This window comes from Janthinobacterium sp. B9-8 (assembly GCF_000969645.2).
Classification (GTDB): domain Bacteria; phylum Pseudomonadota; class Gammaproteobacteria; order Burkholderiales; family Chitinibacteraceae; genus Iodobacter.
Genome location: NZ_CP014222.1, coordinates 2,793,774 through 2,811,421, shown reverse-complemented (window position 1 = coordinate 2,811,421; position 17,648 = coordinate 2,793,774). Strand labels below are relative to the sequence as shown.

Below are 17,648 nucleotides of genomic sequence, written 5' to 3'. Positions count from 1 at the left end.
GGATTATCCCCACCGAACGATGTAATTAAATGCGACGTTATCCGGGTGCGTTCTGCCCTGTGGACCGTCTACCGTAGCCCGTGGTTGGGGGCGCACATAGTTAACCCCTGGCTGGCCCCCGCCACCTGAGTAAGGCAGCCAGCCGCCATCATCAAAGGGGACGGTGTGCTGGTGTTCGCCCACATTGGCGGCCTGATAGCTCAATACGGTTCGCCCCGGATCAATACCGCGCCCCGCATCCCAGCCTGAGATATACATGCCGCGCAGGTCGGGCAGGGTGGCACCGTAGAGCGAAGCAAGGACAGGGGCTTCGGCTGGGTTAATGCCCTGGCCCTGTAAAAAGATCCAGCCAGCGGGCGGGGTGTTGCTGGGCCATGGGACGGGGACGCCGGTTGGTACGCCGAAAGAGCCATCGAGCAGCTTGTCAGCCGTTCGGCATGAGTCAACACGAACACCATGGGTATTCTCACCATTCCAGCCCATTAAAACGGGGAAGGCTTCTCTCCAAGGCTCGGTGGCATTGGCTACGCTAACTCCACCGCCACTAGGGGATAAGCCATTGCTGCCGTCAAAGATCACATGGCCGTTGCCGTAGTTTTGCCAGCGCAGCAGGCTCGATACGCCATCGTAATCTCTGGCCCTATCCGCAATGCTGCCCGCTGGATCGCGTGATTTTAGGTAATAGGTATGCAGTTGGCTGGTGAGAACTCGGCCATCGCTGATCGACATGATTTTAGTCGGCAGGTTGCCGTCGCCATTGGTGGTGACGCCAAAATGCAGCTCCCCCCAATTGGCAGCGGTGCCTGCACCTTCTGCCCAGATGGCGGCAACATTGGATACGGCGGAAACATCCCTGAAAGAGTCCCAAGTGATTGCCCCTAAAATTTGCTTTTCGGCGCTAGGGTATTTTTTTTCAAATACGATTTTTGAGAAGTCGGCAGGCTCTGCTGTTTTATTGAGTGTGAGGTGTTTTGAAATAAACGCGCCATCTTGCCGCATCTCCCAAAGTCCCAGAGGGCGGTTTGCTTCGCCCGTCATTTGAAAAACCATAGACGCGCCAAACTGCCAGCCACTTCGGTAAGTGCCGATTTTGCTGATGACTGAATAGCCTTGGCTGTACTGAGTTTGCATTGAGGCAAGCCAGGCTGTTTTGTTGTCTAGTGCCGTGGGCTGATTGCTGTTGTGGAATGCACCCTGCGTCCAGTCGTTCTCTACTGCATTAGAAATTTGACCTTTTGCGTTAGTGTTTACACACCCCTCAAGTGCCAGCCCTTTGCCCCCTAAGTCGGCAAATATTGGGTAACGCTCGTCGGCCTCGCTTTTGAGCGTGTACATGTTTGCCAGCTTGCCGCCCAGTTTTTGTGAGTCCGTCGCAATACCGCTTTGCTCGTTGACTTCTTTTACCCACGCTGCCCACAACAGGTTGGCGGATCGTGTGCGGGTGAATTGTTCAGATTTATCGTAGGTGGTGTATTTCTGATAAATGTATGAAGTGCCGTTGGCCTTGATTTCAAGCAGGCCCGCCAGCGGGACGGGGTAGTTGGTGCCTTTGGCTGCGTTTACATTGGTGGCTTGGAAGGTGTAGCCATCATTGATGTAATCATTTAAATCAGAAACAGAGGGCAGCAGCGGCAGCTCTTGGTAGTAGGGCGCTAATTTGTCATTCACCCATTTTGATGACACTTTAAATGAGTCATTGGCCGTTTGAGTTGGATCAGGAGCAGAGATAGGCACCGGAAAGGAGCAACTACCTTTGCTTAAGACGACCACGCCTGATGTGCCGTCGCGGTGGTTGACCGACCACATGGAACGGGTCAGCCCTTCCTTATCCACTCTAAATTCTAAAGAGCCGGTTTTACGGAAAGAGCCGGACTCCGTATCGGCGGCATAGGTTAAATAAGCGCCGACTTGCTCTGAGTTGCCATTGGGTAAAGCATCCGTTACCGCTTTGCTTAAGGCTTTGTTGCTGAGATTGACTGCGGGGGCATATTTGGGATTGTCGCGCATCGCAATCAAAGAATTTTCTGAAACGACGTCCACCTTGGCGGTGATCTTATTGACGACGGTGTCGCCGGTCAGTGTCTTATTTCCTGCAATGGTTTGATTGCCGGTTAAGGCGACCTTGCTGCCGTCTGCGTATTTTGTCGCTTCATCGCGCCCACGGCTCCCCTCTTTGACGGCGGTGGCGGTGAGGTCTTTTTTTAAGTCTGCGTTGGTTTTATCGGTGATTTTTTTATTGTAATAATCTTTTGAATGCGGATCGTCGTCCTTGATATGTTTCTTCATGGTTTCTTCGACCAGCTCAATGCTGGCGATCCCAATATCTAGGCTTGCGCTGATCGTGACGGCGGCGGTGTTGCTGACCACAAACACCATACGCAGAGTTTGTACTTTGCCCGATCCTTCGGCTAATTGCGGCTTATAGCTGGCGGGGCAGTTGGCAACGGCCACTAAGCCGCCTTTGTCGTCATACAGGCCCATTTCCCGAATCCACCAGCCACCGATGGTTTCCTTGATGATGAGTTCAGCAATCACCGTATTCTTGCCCGCTTCGGATTTAAGCGAGTTTAAAGCGCTGCGGTAGTTTTCTTTGATGAGCTTGGTTTGCTTGTCATTGGGGACGGTGTCTTTGCCCGCGCCATCACCCACGGCCATTTTTTCAATATGGATGGTCTTTTTTTGCGCGGTGGCGTCGGCAATCTGGGCCGCGCCGTATTGGGTGAGGATGGCAAAGTATTTTTGGGTCATGGTGTGCTTGTGGCCTTCGGGTAGATATTGATGACTTCGCCCTGATATTCCGCGATGCCGATATAGAGCAAACCACGCGGCTCGACGCTGATATTCATTTCGATCAGGTGGCGCGAGAGCGGCTTGGCTTCGTCAATTAAATAATTCAGCTCGATCTGGGTTTCTTCGGTCATGCCTTGGTCTATGGTTTTGACTTCCAGCTTGAAGGTGCCACGCGGGCCGACGGGGTTTTCTTCCCACCATTCGGTGATCTCTAAGCGATAACCCAGCGGCTCGACGATGCGTTTTAATGCGCCGATGGTGCCCTTGTGCTGATGTACAAAGAACGATTGGCGAATCACTTCCCGCTGTACTGGTTCGCTCCAGTTCTCGTCCCATCGGTCTACTGAGAAAGCCCAGGCTAAATACGGTAAGGCGGCTTTGGGGCAGGTGTCGGCATTCCAAAGCGCCGCCAGCAAAATAGGCAGCTCTTGCCCTGATTGGCAGCTTTGGGCGATGGCGCGCTCTAGCTTGCTGGAGCCAGTAGGGAGCAGTGATTTAGTCATCGATGCCGCCGACGCTGATATCCACGGCGGTGCAATGCGCGGCTTGTGTTTCATCAAGCACCACATCTTTGGCCGGCGACACGAGTTCGACCCGCTGGACGCCTTCTACATGCAGCGCGGCAAAGATGGCCGATTGCCGAATATCGCGCCCCATGCGGCGCTGGGTGCTGATGTATTTTTTAAGCTGGGCGTGGGCGGCTTCTAAAATCGGGCCTTTTTCTGGGCCTTGGTAAAGATATAAAACGGCGGTGATAGCGTAATTGACGATCTTGGCCGACTGCACGGTAAGCCGGTCGCCGACGGGCCGCACCTCTTCACCTGATAGCGCTAGCTTTACTTTGCTAAGTAAATCAGCGGGTGCGCTGCCGTCGCCATCATTCGCCAGCACACTGACCACTACTTCACAGGGCTGGGGACTGATGGCGCTTGCATCGGCCACGCGGGCGTCAGCCGAAAGCGCGTGGAATATATAAGCAGACCTTGGCCCTGCCACGCTTAAGCCTTCAAAAGCCCGCTGGCCGCGTGCGCGTAATGAATCATCGGTTTCTAAAATCGCATCGGTGGGCGGTACCGCGTTTGGATTGGCGGGCGAAATGACAAAGCGCTGCACATTAAAATTAGCCACTAGATTATCTAAATCATTCCCCTGGCTAAACGCCAACATGCAAGCCGCGCCGCGTTCGTTAATCCGTTGCCGCTGGATCAATTCGCGGTAAGCGTTTTCTTGTAACAGCTTGGTGAGCGGTTCCGATTCCAGGCTCAGCACGGCGGCCGCATCGGGGTATAGCTCGATTAGCTTGGTTTTGCGCTCCTTAAAGATCGTTTCAAAATCCAGCGCCTCGATGAGCTTGGGCGGGGGTAAGCGGGAGAGGTCTACTTCTTGGCTTTTCATGGCTTAGGCTCGCAGAGGAATAGAAAGCGCCACCGACTGCTGGCCGCGTGGGCCATCGATGCGTTCGGCTTCTAGCGTGATGCTGAGTGAGCCGTGTTGCTGGCCCAGCTCTAAAGTGACGCGCTGGGCGCGGATACGGGGTTCCCACTTTTTAAGCGCGGTGGCGGTTGCGGCCATCACGCGCAAGCGGGTAGCCCCATTTAAAGGCTGATCGATTAGCGCGGGAATTTCAGAGCCATAGTCGCGGCGCATTAAGCGGCTACCCAGCGGAGTAGTGAGTACATCGGCCACTGATTGCTGGATATGCGCCAGATCATCAATCGCATGGCCGCTGTGTCTGTTTAGGCCCGCCATTATTTCGGCCCGCCGGTGCTACTACCGCCAGACTGTACGCCGCCATGGGTGTGGCGATCTAAAACCACGCCATTACTGGTAATCGCGCCGCCGCTTTGGGTAATCGGGCCAGTAATCGTCGTTGCGCCGCCACTTGCCCCGCCGGTACCACTCATGCCTGCGGCGTAGCTAAACGCGCCCAGTACATCCGCTTTACCTTTTAGTGTGCTGTCGCCCTTAACACTCAGATCCCCGCCGACGGTGAGGTTGCCGGTGGTGGTCGTTTCAGGACAATCGACGGTGACATGATCCGAGGCTTGAATCAGCGCGGTTTTGATGCCGGTGGCGTTCAATGCGCCGCTGCCGTGGTTGTAACTAACTAGCGCCCCATCCGGAAACGCGATGCAAGTGACGCTGGCGTCATGGCTGGGCGGCGGAAAGGCGTCTGAAAATAGCCCAGGTAAAAGCACGCCCGCGCCCACTTCGCCGGATTGGCTAAATAGAACGACTTGCTCGCCGATGCTGGGCGGATTCCAGATCCGCACCTTGCCCGCACGCGCGGTAATCCACGGTAGCCAGTCGGTCAGCAGTTCGCCGCTTTGCACACGGCAGAGCGCGTTGTCGTGATCCACTTCGGCCACGGTGCCGATGCGGATCAGGCTTTCTAAAATTCGGGAATGTTCGGCTGTTTGATTCATTGCGCCATAGTGCCGCGCCGGTGCGCGATGTTCACGCACGGGCGGGTGTGAGGTGGGCTTTTACATTACTTGCTGATTTGGCTGAGGAGGGTGTCGGCGATGAACTCATCGTCGCTTTGATTAAACCCTAGCAATTCACGCACCGCGTATTTGTGCCTGATGCCGCGCTTGGCATTGACCCTATCGACTAAACCAAAATGGTGAACGCGGGCAAGGCGGTTGGCGCTGGGGCTGAAATGTACGGCGGCCGCATCGCTATTGCTTTGGGTTTTAAGATGGCGGGCGGTGCGCAGTTTAGTAAACATCTTGCGCTTAATGCGTCCGCCTTTCTTTCGCATCTGCGGCAAGCGGGGTGCGTAGGGCGTGCCGTCTGGGTTTTGATTGGCGGCGATATGGGCTTGCTGGCGCTTGCGTAGCTCGGTCGCTAGCTTTTTATTCATGGCGCGTAATGCTTTGGCGTCCAGATTGCCAAGCAAGCCTGAAGCCCAGCCTTCCAGCTCTTTAAAGTTGTCGCTCATTCAACTGGCCACGGCTGATCGCGCAAGAATAAAGCCCAATCTTGCCCCGAGTATTCATCCAGCGGCGGCTCGCCGTAATGGGTGATGACGGGCTTGCCGTCTACCTCTCGCACCACCACGCGTTCAGTCAAATTGATCTTGATTGCAAGGTCGATGGTGTCGTGGTTCCAGGATATCCGCTTCAAAGCTAATGCCATTCTGGCGCTTGTCTACATTACTAAACAGCTCGGGCTGATTGCTGCTTACCCAAGCCAGCATCGGCACCATAATGGTGTCGGGATGGTCGGCGTAGTCTTGAATAATCAGATTGAGCGTGTATTGATACTCAAAAGAAAGCGACTTGCCCGCTGTGGCAATCAGCTTGCCTTCATCAATAAAAATGGCGAGCTTATCGGGGTTGTGGGCAAGGTGGCGCACTGTTTTAGACAGGTATTCGCGTAGGTCGGCAGGCTTAATCATTGGGCGGCCTTAGCGGTTTGTTGGCACTTCAGCACCATATCGACTTGCGCCGCGCAGTGATGCCACGCGGCTTCCAGATCATCAATCGCTTGATTTAGCTCGCCGTTGGTTTGGGCTTGGATCGCTGGCAGGCGGCAAGCCGTCACGGTGGGACAGCCAATCTCGATAAGCTGCACCGCTGGCGATTTCGGGGCGCTGGCGCAGGCGGACAACATCAGCAGGCAGGCGAGTATCAGCCCAATCCCTGACTTCTTTGCTTTCATTTTTAAGTTGCTCCATGGCGCGTTTGTTTTGAAGTAGCGCGGTGTTGACGCTTTCAAGGCTGCTGCGTAAGTCGGCTTGGGCGCTGTCGTTGTCGCTACTGACTTTGTAAAGCTGCACAAGCAAGGCCGCTTGCTGGGCCTTGTCTTGCTCGCTAGCGCTGAGTTCTATTTGCAGCAACTCGGCTTTGTGCTTCTGGCCTTGGTGCAAATTGATTGCAATCAGTAGCGCGGCCAGAAAGCACAAGGCAACAAGGGCAAGGGCGGTGAGTCGGCTCATTTAATCCCCGCAAAATAGGTTTTATTTCCAGCAAACTTAGTTAGCACTTGCCGCCGGTTGGCCCCTTTACGAAAGCCGATGTGTACCCATGCACTTGGCAGCGTGGGGGACTCTAAAATCAATTGATCGAACTCGATGTTAGAGGCGGCCAAAGTCCTTGCAATCGTTCTGGCTGTGCCAAACTTCGGGCAGCGAATATCTACAGCGCGGGCGGTGGCGTGATCGCTGCTGGCGCTGCCACCGACCGCTTTATTTAATGCAGGGTTACGCCAGCCGCTAGTAATAATGAGGGGATTGTTTCCGAGTATGGCTCGGACTTTTTCGAGTTGCTCGCAGGTGTACGCCGCGTTTTCGAGCATGTTTACGGGCAGGCTGTTGTCGATGTTGTACAGAGCTGCGGTTTGGCTGGCGGTGAATTCGCGCAGGCTGAAGTGCGGGGAGAGCTGGGGCGAGGTGTTCAATGTGAGGCTCCTTGTTTAATAATTTCTGAATAGGCCATGCCAAAGCGGCCCATAAATCGCTGACGTTGCCGCGCTTAAAGCAGAAATAAACACCGCTAAACAGCAGTAAAAAGGTGTGTGTGGGACTGGTGGCCGTGATGCCCATCAGTAGGCGAATAGCAGTCAGGCCGTAATAGACGGTTAAGCCATAAGCAAAAATACAAATGCCTAGGCGATGGGCTTTGCTGTTTCGATTGAATAGGGCAATGCTGAGCGCCGCAAAGAGGCAGGCCAGCACGCTGATGAGTAAATAGAGGTTCATTTTTTACCCCTGATATTGAGCAAGTCCTCGGGGTGTTCGGCTCGCAAGATCAGCCATTGCAGCAGCTTCATGCTGATCGCTCCCGCAATCAGTGCGCCGATGCCTTCGCTAACCACAATCGAAGCCGGTAGGGGAATGGCGATCAGATCCGCCACCAGTTTGGCAGCGACACAACCGGCCACAAATGCGGTTAAAAAGAAAACGATCTTCTGTAAAACGCTGAGCTTTTGCGCGGTCATGATAAACACCACGGCCCCCGCAAAACTGCCCATCAATACGTCGGCGTGGATGCCTGAAAATAGCCCCGCAATGGTGAGTAAAAATACGGTGAATGAAGCGGCAGTGCCGGTGAGGGGTTCGGTCATTGGGTTAGTCCCATAGTTGAATGATGGTTTTTTTAGCTTCGGGTGGGCTGACGTTGGGCAGCTCAACCACGGTGCCCATTTTGAGCACTGGCCCCATATCGGCCAGCCGGTGATTGGCGGCGAGCACGGCCTCAGTGATACCGGCGGTTTTGCCGTAAACCCGAAAGCAGATCTCGTCCAGCGTGTCGCCCTGGCTTGCAACGACCTGCATCAGATCAGCTCGACACTGGCGCGGTTTGATCCGAGTAAGTCTCGAATCGCCCAACGTGCGTCACGGCGTAGGTCTTCGATGGGGTCAAGCAATTGATCCGCCTTGTTGTGGCCGTCGCCGGTGCTATCAAAATCAAGGTAACGCTCGGTCAGGTTGGCTTTGGCTAAGCAGTACACCGCGCGGATGTAATGGCTGACTAATACGCTCTGGCAATCCAGTGTTTCGCTTTCAACCTCGGCCAAGTTCTGGATGCCATCGGCCAGATGCTTGGCTTTAAATTTGCGTAGGTCTTGATTCGCGCTGGCCATCGCCGCAATCAGCGCCACTCTTAGCCTTGGCTCGGTGACTGTGCCATCGAGGCGTAAAGCTAAGTGCGCGTCGGCCATATCGATATCTGGCCAGAAGCCGCTGTTTTTAATCAGCGGTTCCAAGGTTTCGCCATTTTTTTGTGCTGCAATAAATCCCATGTTTTGCCCTTTTGCCCTTTTGAAGAAGAGGTGGAGGGGGATTTGAAAAACCTTAAAAGGATTCGCCTCCCCCTGCCTCTCGCTGCGGGGTTCGCTCGTTCGGCTACTTGTCAGCGGCCATGTTCTTCATTTCCCGCTTTAGCCGTTCCAGATCCTTAATCACGCCACACTTGGGGTGTAGCGCTAAGGCCTGCTGGAAATAGTCGGCGGCAGCGGGTTTGTTGTGCTCGGATAGGCCGTAAGCGATGGCCTTAAATAACTTGGCCTTTACTTGGTCGGGCATATCTTCGGCTTGGGTGATTTCAGCCGCGCCTTGTAGACCTTCCACATCAATGGCCTCGCCCAATACCCGCCCATTCATGGCGGTGTCGGCCATTTCCTCGACAACTAAACACGCCAAGGTGCGCTGGTACTGATCCGGCAGCGCTAATCGATGTTTGATTGCATAGCGCACAATCGGCAGCGCTGCGGTGAAGTTGCCGGTGTCGATCATCCACACCATCACCGTCATCAGCACTTCATCCTGCCCGCCACCTTGGGCGGATAAAGCGCCGCTAATCCATGGCGCGTAATCGGGCAGCATTTCGCGCTTAGCGTCGATCTTGCGGCTAAGGGATTGGATTTGTTTAAGCCGTCGCTTGTCGCCCGCCAGCTTGTGCAACATCAGCGCGTAGCCGCTGGCATTCACATGGGCACCAGAACCGCTTTCTTTTGAGAGCTGAGCCGCTGTCATGCGTAGCAAGTGGGCTTTTGCGGGGCTCACTTTTCTGCCTCTGCGGGTTTTTCTTCTGTGCGCTCTTCGGGTAGCAGCTCGATGTTTTCAATCAGGCAGCCCGCTTCATACGCTTCAATGACATAAGCGTCGTTTGAGCTTGTGTAATCGGCAATCTGGTCATAGTCCGGCTCTTCACGCACATGACGGCGGCGGCCTCCCTCTTGCCAGTACAGCGACAAATTAGCCAGCGGCAGAATCAGCATTTTGTCTTTCGGGAAGAAAGGCACCGTGACGGCGGTTTTGCCACCAATGCGCTTTTGGCTAATCAGCATATCCAGCGCCATTTCTTCGGTGGGCGCGTGCTCGCTATTGATCTTGGGGAAGTATTTATCTGCCAGTAATTCGCTGGAGACGATCACCACTAAATTGGGGTTTTCGCGGTACTCGGGATGAATCAGGGTATTCACTGCATCAAACACCAGCGCGTCGAGGTTGCTGTACTCGCCTTTTTCGGTGTCCCAGGTGACGTTGTCTTTGCCCTTGACCTCGGTTTTACCGACGATGATTTTATCGGGCTGCTTCTCTGTGCCCGTCATTACACTGGTCGGCGCGTTGTCGCGGTACTGCTGAAGCCAGCCTTTGTTCACGTCTTGCAGCAGCGGGAATTTCTCGCGGTCGGTGTCTTCGGCCACCGATACACCATTAAAGCCGATCATGATTCGATCAAGCGCTTGCTGCTTGACGATCACGTCGCGGATTTTGGTCTGGAAGTCTGGGAACTTGGCCCACATATCCAGCTTGGCGTAGCTAATGCCGGTATCAAAGTTGGTTTGTACACAGCGATAGCGGCCAGAACTCAATCCCGTCACGTCACGCGGTTTACGCGGGTTCTTTTTAGTATTGGTACGGCCCGCAATTGTGCTGGTCACGCCCAGGCCCAGCTTTTCGCCTTCCATCTCGGTGACAGAGGGCATATTGATCTTACCGAGGAAGGCGCTCGATAGTTGCACACGGTTTTCTAGCTTTTGCTGGATGGATGGATCAACCGTAAAGGTTTTATTTGCGGCGGGAACATTATTTAATTGAGCAACTTTTTTTTCAAAAGCGTTATAGGCAATTCGCGTTTCATTGCGCATGGTGTTTCCTTAATCGGGTATTGAATTGTTTTTGTTGAATGGCGGGATATTAATTAATCAGCAGTCTGTTTCTAAAGACACTGTGCCGCCGGTGGCTTTGTCCCGATTACCTGATAAGTGCGCCGGTTCGTTTTCAATCTTTGATTTGAATTCACGTAATTCGGTAATGCTGGCGTTTAATTCATCCATACGGCTATTGAGCGTGCTATGGCCTTCGGCGGTTTCGGCTTGATACTCGGCTACGGCTTCAATGGCTTGCTGAATATCTGAGAATTGCTGATTGGTTTGTACTTCTTTTTTGGCAAAGATTTTTTTAACTGAATCTAAAATAGACACGGTGGGGGCTTCCTCTTGCTCTTCTTCGAGCGCAAATTCAATGGCATCCGTAAACAAACATGCTTTATTTGTTTTACGGGAAAATAGCGGGCTGTTATTTCCAGCGGTGGCAGAGAATTGCAGCATCTCTGTGCCTAAGCTGGCGGGGTTATCGGTGACAGCAAGGCCCACCAGATAGGCTTCGCCTGAGCCTGCAAAGTCGGGTCTACTTCGATAGAGGTGTAAACCTTTTGCCGTTCTTTATTCATCTTGATCAGATCGGCTGTCGGGTCGATGGTGGCAAAGAGCGCCATTGCGCCGTTTTCTTCTTTGACGGATACCGCAATCACATCGCCATAGGCTTTAAACACGCTATCTGGATAAAGGCCCTTGATGTGCTCTAAATTAATGCGCGCCCCAAATTGCTTAGGGTTGTAATTCTTAGCCATCTGGCTAAGCCATTCACGGGTGATCTTGCGGCCATCTGTGGTGGAGCCTTCGGTGGCAACTCGAAAAGATTTATATTTCATATATCCTTCTGCGATTTATTTTAATTGAATAAGTGTCTTATCTCGGTAGCCCCCACTATCAACACAAATTAAACCCCCATCAATTAGCGCCTTTTGTGGATTCCCATTTCACAAAAGGCAACAAAATACTTCTGCTTTTGATTGCCTTAGCCTTTGGCTATGGAAAATATAAAGAGCAAAGACCCGCGTATTGAGGCTCGCCAGCTGTATTGGGCAGGCTGGCGTATTTCACGGATTGCGGAATCGTTAGGCGAAAAACCCGCCACGGTGCATAGCTGGAAACGGCGCGATGAATGGGACAAAAAGAAGCTGATCGAGCGTGTCGAAGAGTCGCTGGAATCGCGCTATATCTTGCTTTTAAATAAGGATAAAAAAGAGGGTATCGACTTTAAAGAAATTGATTTGCTTTCACGGCAAATGGAACGTATCGCAAGGATTAATAAATACACCGGCGGCGGTAATGAAGCCGACCTAAACCCCAATATCGCCAGCCGCAACAAAGCAGAGCGCAAGAAAGCCGTTAAGAACGATTTCAACGAGGAGCACGTCGCTTTAATCAAAGAAGCCTTTATGGATTCTTTGTTTGGCTATCAGCACGGCTGGTTTGATGCAGGTAAGAAACACACCTTTCGCAATGTCTTAAAGTCTCGTCAAATTGGCGCGACTTGGTACTTCGCCCGGGAGGCGCTGTTTGATGCGATGGAGACAGGCCGCAATCAGATCTTTTTAAGTGCCAGTAAGGCGCAGGCGCATGTATTCAAGCAATACATTATCGCCTTTGCCAAAGAGGCCGCCGATTTAGAGTTAAAAGGCGATCCCATCGTCTTACCGAACGGCGCAACGCTGCACTTCTTGGGCACCAACGCCCGCACCGCGCAGAGCTACACCGGCAATCTATATGTCGATGAGTATTTCTGGATTCCGCGCTTTCAGGAACTCCAAAAAGTCGCTTCGGGTATGGCCCTGCATTCGCACTGGCGGCAAACCTACTTTTCGACGCCTTCCAGTCTAAACCACGATGCGTACCCGTTCTGGTCGGGCGATGCCTTCAATAAAGGCCGCGCTAAAGCTGATCGCATCCTGCTCGATGTTAAACCGGCCAGCCTCGCCAAAGGTCGCCTCTGTGAGGACGATCAGTGGCGGCAAGTCGTGACGATTGAAGACGCGATTGAAGGTGGCTGTAATCTGTTTGATCTGGACAAGATCAAAAAACGATACAACCCCAACGATTATCAAAACTTGCTGATGTGTGAGTTTATCGATGATAGCGCCAGCATCTTTCCCTTATCTGAATTGCAAAAGTGCATGGTCGATAGCTGGGAAAAATGGGAAGACTTCAAAGCCATTGCCCCGCGTCCTTTTGGTTACTGGCCTGTATGGATTGGTTACGACCCCGCTTTATCTGGCGATAGCGCGGGCCTGATCGTACTGGCCCCGCCGCTGGTGCCTGGCGGCAAGTTTCGCGTGTTAGAAAAGCGCCAATGGAAAGGCATGGACTTTGCCGCGCAGGCCCAAGGGATTAAGGATATCTGCAGCCAATACAACGTCGCTTATATCGGCATCGATACCACCGGTATTGGGCAAGGCGTTTATCAACTGGTTAAACAGTTCTACCCAGCGGCTAAGGCCATCAATTACAGCGTGGAGATGAAAGGGCGCTTAGTGATGAAGGCCCAAGACGTGATCCGCAATGGGCGTTTGGAGTTTGACGCGGGCTGGACGGATCTTGCCGCCGCATTTATGGCGATTCAAAAAACCATGACGACCAGCGGGCGGCAAGTCACTTACACGGCCAGCCGCTCCGAAGAAGTTAGCCACGCTGACTTAGCTTGGGCATGTATGCACGCGCTACTCAATGAGCCGCTCGAGGGCTCGACTTCCACCAATTCCAGCTTTATGGCGATCTACTAAATGAAAAAACAATCTTACTACCAAGCAAAAACAACCTTAACGCCAGAAGCAAAAGCGCCTGATCACTCCGTGGCCTTCACCTTTGGCGAGCCTTCCGCCGTGCTCGATCGCCGTGAGCTGCTGGACTTTTTAGAGTGCGTGAACAATGGCAAATGGTACGAGCCGCCGATGTCGTTTGATGGCTTGGCTAAGACTTACCGCGCTACGGTTCACCATTCCAGCCCGCTGCAAGTTAAGCGCAATATCCTGTTAAAAACCTTTATCCCGCACCCGCTGTTAAGCCGGTCGGAGTTCTCCAAGTTCGCGCTTGATTACCTGATCTTTGGCAATTCATACTTTGAGAAGATTACCAGCCGCACCGGCAAGGTGCTGGGCCTGAAACATGCGCTGGCTAAATATATGCGGGTAGGGATGAAAGAAGAGCAATATTTTCAGATCCTTGATTACGCCAACGAGCACCAGTTCCAGCAAGGGGCCATCTTCCATTTATTAGAGCCAGATATTAATCAGGAGATTTACGGCCTGCCTGAATACCTGTCGGCGCTTAATTCAACTTGGCTCAATGAATCGGCCACGCTGTTTCGCCGCCGCTACTTCGCCAATGGCAGCCACGCTGGTTTTATCCTGTACATGACGGACGCCGCGCAAAATGAAAGTTATATCGATGATTTACGCACGGCATTACAAGGCAGCAAAGGCCCGGGCAATTTTAAAAACTTAATGGTGTACGCGCCTGGCGGCAAGAAAGACGGTATGCAGATTCTGCCTATCTCAGAAGTGGCGGCTAAGGACGACTTCTGGAACATCAAGAACGTAACCCGTGACGACCAACTTAGTGCCCACCGCGTACCCGCGCAACTGATGGGCATTATCCCCAACAATACTGGCGGTTTGGGTGACGTGGAGAAGGCCGCGACCGTGTTTGCATATAACGAGATTGAGCCATTGCAGGAGCGGATGAAGGAGCTGAACGACTGGCTGGGGGTGGAGGTGATCCGCTTCAATCCTTACGTGCTGTCGTAAAAAAAACCAAGCAAACAGCAAGCCCGCAATCGCGGGCTTTTTTTATCTGAATAGCTAATTTATCTATATGGAATATTTTGGCGTAAGTTATCTATATGCTTTTTGAATATGCGCTTAGTAAGGTATTTAAATAATTATTTAAAATTTAAAGATGCTGTATATGTATTCTGTAACTTAAGCGTGTCACTGAACTAATAGGGTGCATTTTTTAAGTTTAATCAATTTGAATAAGTGATTATATTTTGAGGAACATTAAATGGGTCTTAAAGCAATAATAAGAGAGGGCGATCCTACCTCACATGGTGGTACAGTTATTGAAGGTTTTGCAAGTATTAATATTTATGGAAAACCTGCTGCAGGTGTCGGACATAAAGGCGTTTGCCCAAAGTGTAAGTGCCAATTTGTTATTGTTGCAGGAGTAGTGGGCGTTTCATATTTAGGAAAAAATGTTGCGGTTGAGGGGATGTTAACGTCGTGTGGTGCGACGCTTATTGCAACTCAAAAGTATGCAATGATTGAGGCCCCAAGCGGAGCTGCTTTACCCGTTTCTAAGAGCAAAGCGCCTGCTGTTATTGCGGCTGCTTTATCAAGTTTGGTAAGCCCTATTGTAAAAGAAAAAGAAATTAAGCGTATTTATTGGAGCTATGGGGAGGACGAAACCCCTCTTGCTGATGTATCTAGATTTTATTCAGATATAAATGTGCATGTGGAAACTTTAAATTACCAAGCGGGGGAGTCTGTAGAGGTCATTATTAGTGGTGGAGATGAACATGAGCTTGCAGAAGGTGTTGCTCAAATTACATTGACCGCTATTGTGCAAGCCGATGGGAAGGCCAAAATAATGAATGCTTTAAAAGATCATTCGGTAGAAATTTATGCTTCAGCTTAAGGATTGAAAATGGGACAAATACAAGCAACAGCAGGTAGTCAAAGTGCAAGGATTAAAGTTAATAGACCTAAATTTAATGATGTTTGGTCAAAGTATCCCGTGCATATGGATGCTCCAAGTGTTTATAAATTAGTAGGTGGTAATGCCTATGAACTCTTTAAAGTAAATCCTGCTGATTATGCAAATGCGTGTGCTCTTCGTTTAAGCCGGTCATTCAATTATGGCGGAGTAACTATAACGAAAGGGGGGCCAGGTTATAAAGTAAAAGGTGGTGATGATAAAAATTATTTGTTACGCGTAAAAGATATGATTTCTTTTGTGAAGGCTAATTTTGGTAGCCCTGATGTTTCGGTAAAAGCGAATGGAAAAGACGTATCAGAAAATTTTAAAGGGAAGAATGGAATTCTTATATTTACGGTATCAGGTTGGGGCAATGCATCGGGGCATGTAACTCTTTGGAATGGCTCGGATTGTGGTGATCATTGCTATTTTACGCATCCAGGCAGACCCGATGTACAAACAATTGATGTGTTTTTTTGGGAGTTGAAATGATTAAGAGGCTGATAGTTATCATCTTATTTATTTACCCAGCAATGGCTATTTCAGCCACTAAAGTGACAGAGACGCGCAGCATTCTTAAGAAATGGGGACTTGCGTATTGTCTGAGCTCAAATGAGCAATTGAAAAAAGAGGCTGGGCTTGCTAGGGGAGGATACTTCCAACTTGGCAGCCATGATGATGAAGCCGCTTATGTAAAGGTGCGAGGGTATTTTGATGCGTATCTGAAAAAGAGTAGGCTTGTTGGTCAACAATCAGGGGAAGAGCTTACCGTCATGAAATGTTTGGATGCTTATGAAAGGCCGGACTATGACCGCCTCATTAAAGAGCAAGATCGTTATATAAGTCAGTAGTCCGTAATAAGCCCGCAATTGCGGGCTTATTTTGAGCCTGCATGTTGAGAAGAATCTGCCTCAGCCCCCAGCGCGCGCCCTCGTGACCCCGCCACGCCTGCCCACTTAACACGCTATTTTTTATGCACCTGCATGATGAAGGCTTAAGCCGCGCCAAATATGGGCCTATGCCGCAAAAAGTATGCCTATAAAAGCTTGCACTATTTGCGGGTTTCTTGCTGATTGTTGCAAGGGACACAATACCTTTTTTCAAGGGGGCGTAAGCCTACTCCTGTTTATGACTATTTTGAGGTGGAATTACTCATGGTTCGCCTTCTTTAAAGCTGCAGCAGAAGGGCAAGCTGGCGATGAGTCGAGCGGCGCTGGCTTGCCGCGCGATTGCCTTTCCAACTTCAATAGCCTCTTCATGAGTCGAATACGAGGCAATGAGCGCATCATTGTAGATGTGCATCTGCAGGCCATCTTGGGAATACGAACCGCTGACGACAAATGTGTTTCGATCTTGCTGCCAGACTTGGATCTCGATCCACTCGTGAAGCACGTGTGGTAGCGTGGGTAGGATCTTTGGATAGTTCATCATCGGCGTTCCTACGTGAGGCCTAACGTTTGGCTAAGAGGTGGGCTTTAGCCCGTCCCAGCGAGCGATTTGAACCAGTTGTTATGTTGCATGACGCGAACCAAGTAATACAGCTTCGAGATCGGCCGGGGCTACAGATGAGTTTCCAAGAGCATCTTTGCGCATGGCTGCCACCATGTTTGTGAAGGCACCGCACTGTTCATTTGTATTCATTGTCGCGCCGAGTCGCTCAAATTTTGCAAATGCAGAAATCACAGCCGGTGCACCGTAAAGTGAAATTCTGCATTTGGAGTCAGAGGTTTTGGCTCTAAGTTGGCGGCCCTCTGCTGAATTTCTTTGGTGTCCGAGATTTGCATGTTCACTTACGCACTGTAGGTAGTCGGCGTATGCCTTTGCCCTTAAGTCACGTTGATGTTTTTTGTTATCGAGGTGCCGAGAGAACAGAAACTGTAATACTGCGCCTACTACTAAACCGATAAGAGAGAATATGCCGGTACTCACTGAACCTCCTTTGCAACATAACGTTTGACATAAGGGGTGGCTTTAGCAGGCCCCGCTTGATGGATGGGCCAGGGTTAAAGTTCACTAATTGCTTGGCTGGGTGATATGTCATTACCAGATACATCAGTTAGTGGAAAAATCTGTTTACATGGTTTGCAATAATAGCCTTTTCCCGATGCCCCGTAGTCACTGTAGCCTGCAACAGGTTTTTGGCATGCTGGACAATGAGGGTTTTTTTTACTGTCCCAGTAAATGCCATATTTCAAATTAAAGTCTGGTTTTTTAGATGCCACATATATGAGGACTGCCAAAATTAAATTTATTGCTAATGAAGCCAGAAAAAGAGACAGCAATGTTTGATTGGAAAGTTTACTTTCAATTAGCGGTAAAACTATAGGGGAAAGTTCTTTTGCGGCAAAAACAAGCAAGACGGATACTGAAGCAATAGCTGCTTCGGCTATATGCTCCATCATTTTTTCGGAAAGCTTGTTTATTAAGTGCATAGCGACCCTAGCGCCGAGTTCAGCGGCAGTTTTTAAGTTGTGGTTTTATGGAATACTTTTGCGCAGAAAAACCATAAAACCGCGACTTAAACGGAAGCA

At 51.0% G+C, this 17,648-nt stretch carries 23 protein-coding genes and 3 pseudogenes; 5 read left to right on the top strand and 21 right to left on the bottom strand.

The features are described 5' to 3' along the window. Positions 1-3: 3 nt before the first annotated feature. The 18 genes and pseudogenes from VN23_RS12570 to VN23_RS21540 form a co-directional block, all read right to left on the bottom strand. Complete coding sequence (locus VN23_RS12570) at positions 4-2,748, bottom strand: phage tail-collar fiber domain-containing protein (RefSeq protein ID WP_062654906.1); 2,745 nt, start codon at positions 2,746-2,748, stop codon at positions 4-6. Continuing rightward, a complete protein-coding gene (locus VN23_RS12565) occupies positions 2,745-3,293 on the bottom strand; it encodes a phage tail protein I (protein ID WP_046352104.1) in 549 nt (182 codons plus the stop codon). The genes VN23_RS12570 and VN23_RS12565 overlap by 4 nt, the downstream gene beginning before the upstream one ends. Beyond that, positions 3,286-4,185: a baseplate assembly protein gene (locus tag VN23_RS12560; protein WP_046352103.1), complete on the bottom strand. Its 900-nt coding sequence runs from the start codon at positions 4,183-4,185 to the stop codon at positions 3,286-3,288. Before VN23_RS12560 ends, VN23_RS12565 begins: the two co-directional genes overlap by 8 nt. 3 nt (positions 4,186-4,188) lie before the next feature. Next, a complete protein-coding gene (locus VN23_RS12555) occupies positions 4,189-4,539 on the bottom strand; it encodes a GPW/gp25 family protein (protein ID WP_046352102.1) in 351 nt (116 codons plus the stop codon). Continuing rightward, entirely contained in the window at positions 4,539-5,255 is a 717-nt protein-coding gene (locus tag VN23_RS12550) for a phage baseplate assembly protein V (RefSeq protein WP_231743255.1), read from the bottom strand. The genes VN23_RS12555 and VN23_RS12550 overlap by 1 nt, the downstream gene beginning before the upstream one ends. A gap of 26 nt (positions 5,256-5,281) precedes the next feature. Beyond that, positions 5,282-5,734: a phage virion morphogenesis protein gene (locus VN23_RS12545; RefSeq protein WP_046352100.1), complete on the bottom strand. Its 453-nt coding sequence runs from the start codon at positions 5,732-5,734 to the stop codon at positions 5,282-5,284. After that, positions 5,731-5,865, bottom strand: a complete 135-nt coding sequence (locus VN23_RS22300) for a hypothetical protein (protein WP_257722028.1) — start codon at positions 5,863-5,865, stop codon at positions 5,731-5,733. Before VN23_RS22300 ends, VN23_RS12545 begins: the two co-directional genes overlap by 4 nt. Continuing rightward, positions 5,858-6,193: a phage tail protein gene (locus VN23_RS12540; protein ID WP_197432913.1), complete on the bottom strand. Its 336-nt coding sequence runs from the start codon at positions 6,191-6,193 to the stop codon at positions 5,858-5,860. The genes VN23_RS22300 and VN23_RS12540 overlap by 8 nt, the downstream gene beginning before the upstream one ends. Then, positions 6,190-6,408, bottom strand: a complete 219-nt coding sequence (gene lysC / locus VN23_RS22155; RefSeq protein WP_231743254.1) for an Rz1-like lysis system protein LysC — start codon at positions 6,406-6,408, stop codon at positions 6,190-6,192. Before lysC ends, VN23_RS12540 begins: the two co-directional genes overlap by 4 nt. After that, positions 6,332-6,733, bottom strand: a pseudogene (lysB, locus tag VN23_RS12535) (Rz-like lysis system protein LysB); the annotation flags it as partial. The gene lysC and the pseudogene lysB, both read right to left, overlap by 77 nt. Then, positions 6,730-7,194, bottom strand: coding sequence for a D-Ala-D-Ala carboxypeptidase family metallohydrolase (locus VN23_RS12530; protein WP_046352099.1), 465 nt, complete (start codon positions 7,192-7,194; stop codon positions 6,730-6,732). The pseudogene lysB and the gene VN23_RS12530, both read right to left, overlap by 4 nt. A gap of 64 nt (positions 7,195-7,258) precedes the next feature. After that, positions 7,259-7,495 (bottom strand): annotated as a pseudogene (locus tag VN23_RS22455) (phage holin family protein); the annotation flags it as partial. Beyond that, on the bottom strand, positions 7,492-7,860 hold the full coding sequence (locus VN23_RS12525) for a putative holin (protein ID WP_046352098.1): 369 nt from the start codon (positions 7,858-7,860) through the stop codon (positions 7,492-7,494). The pseudogene VN23_RS22455 and the gene VN23_RS12525, both read right to left, overlap by 4 nt. A gap of 4 nt (positions 7,861-7,864) precedes the next feature. Next, positions 7,865-8,071, bottom strand: coding sequence for a tail protein X (locus VN23_RS12520; protein ID WP_046352097.1), 207 nt, complete (start codon positions 8,069-8,071; stop codon positions 7,865-7,867). Continuing rightward, on the bottom strand, positions 8,071-8,538 hold the full coding sequence (locus tag VN23_RS12515) for a head completion/stabilization protein (protein ID WP_046352096.1): 468 nt from the start codon (positions 8,536-8,538) through the stop codon (positions 8,071-8,073). Before VN23_RS12515 ends, VN23_RS12520 begins: the two co-directional genes overlap by 1 nt. 103 nt (positions 8,539-8,641) lie before the next feature. Then, entirely contained in the window at positions 8,642-9,301 is a 660-nt protein-coding gene (gene gpM, locus VN23_RS12510) for a phage terminase small subunit (protein WP_052746603.1), read from the bottom strand. Beyond that, entirely contained in the window at positions 9,298-10,389 is a 1,092-nt protein-coding gene (locus VN23_RS12505) for a phage major capsid protein, P2 family (RefSeq protein WP_046352095.1), read from the bottom strand. Before VN23_RS12505 ends, gpM begins: the two co-directional genes overlap by 4 nt. Positions 10,390-10,446: 57 nt before the next feature. Next, positions 10,447-11,234: pseudogene (locus VN23_RS21540) on the bottom strand (GPO family capsid scaffolding protein). A 159-nt stretch (positions 11,235-11,393) separates the two neighbouring features. Here VN23_RS21540 and VN23_RS12490 point away from each other — a divergent pair. From VN23_RS12490 to VN23_RS12470, 5 genes are all read left to right on the top strand, one after another. Then, positions 11,394-13,145 (top strand): terminase ATPase subunit family protein, encoded by a 1,752-nt coding sequence (locus VN23_RS12490; protein WP_046352093.1) that lies wholly within the window; start codon positions 11,394-11,396, stop codon positions 13,143-13,145. Next, complete coding sequence (locus VN23_RS12485) at positions 13,146-14,168, top strand: phage portal protein (RefSeq protein WP_046352092.1); 1,023 nt, start codon at positions 13,146-13,148, stop codon at positions 14,166-14,168. 256 nt (positions 14,169-14,424) lie between these two features. Further along, positions 14,425-15,057, top strand: a complete 633-nt coding sequence (locus tag VN23_RS12480) for a PAAR domain-containing protein (RefSeq protein ID WP_082752772.1) — start codon at positions 14,425-14,427, stop codon at positions 15,055-15,057. Between the two features lie 9 nt (positions 15,058-15,066). Beyond that, entirely contained in the window at positions 15,067-15,609 is a 543-nt protein-coding gene (locus VN23_RS12475) for a type VI secretion system amidase effector protein Tae4 (RefSeq protein ID WP_046352091.1), read from the top strand. Then, positions 15,606-15,968, top strand: a complete 363-nt coding sequence (locus tag VN23_RS12470; protein ID WP_046352090.1) for a hypothetical protein — start codon at positions 15,606-15,608, stop codon at positions 15,966-15,968. Before VN23_RS12475 ends, VN23_RS12470 begins: the two co-directional genes overlap by 4 nt. A gap of 301 nt (positions 15,969-16,269) precedes the next feature. Here the strand turns inward: VN23_RS12470 and VN23_RS12465 are convergent, their stop codons facing one another. From VN23_RS12465 to VN23_RS12455, 3 genes are all read right to left on the bottom strand, one after another. Further along, positions 16,270-16,548 (bottom strand): hypothetical protein, encoded by a 279-nt coding sequence (locus VN23_RS12465; RefSeq protein WP_046352089.1) that lies wholly within the window; start codon positions 16,546-16,548, stop codon positions 16,270-16,272. 78 nt (positions 16,549-16,626) lie between these two features. After that, complete coding sequence (locus tag VN23_RS12460) at positions 16,627-17,046, bottom strand: hypothetical protein (RefSeq protein WP_046352088.1); 420 nt, start codon at positions 17,044-17,046, stop codon at positions 16,627-16,629. Positions 17,047-17,120: 74 nt separating this feature from the next. Then, positions 17,121-17,549, bottom strand: a complete 429-nt coding sequence (locus VN23_RS12455) for a hypothetical protein (protein ID WP_046352087.1) — start codon at positions 17,547-17,549, stop codon at positions 17,121-17,123. Between the last annotated feature and the right edge of the window lie 99 nt (positions 17,550-17,648).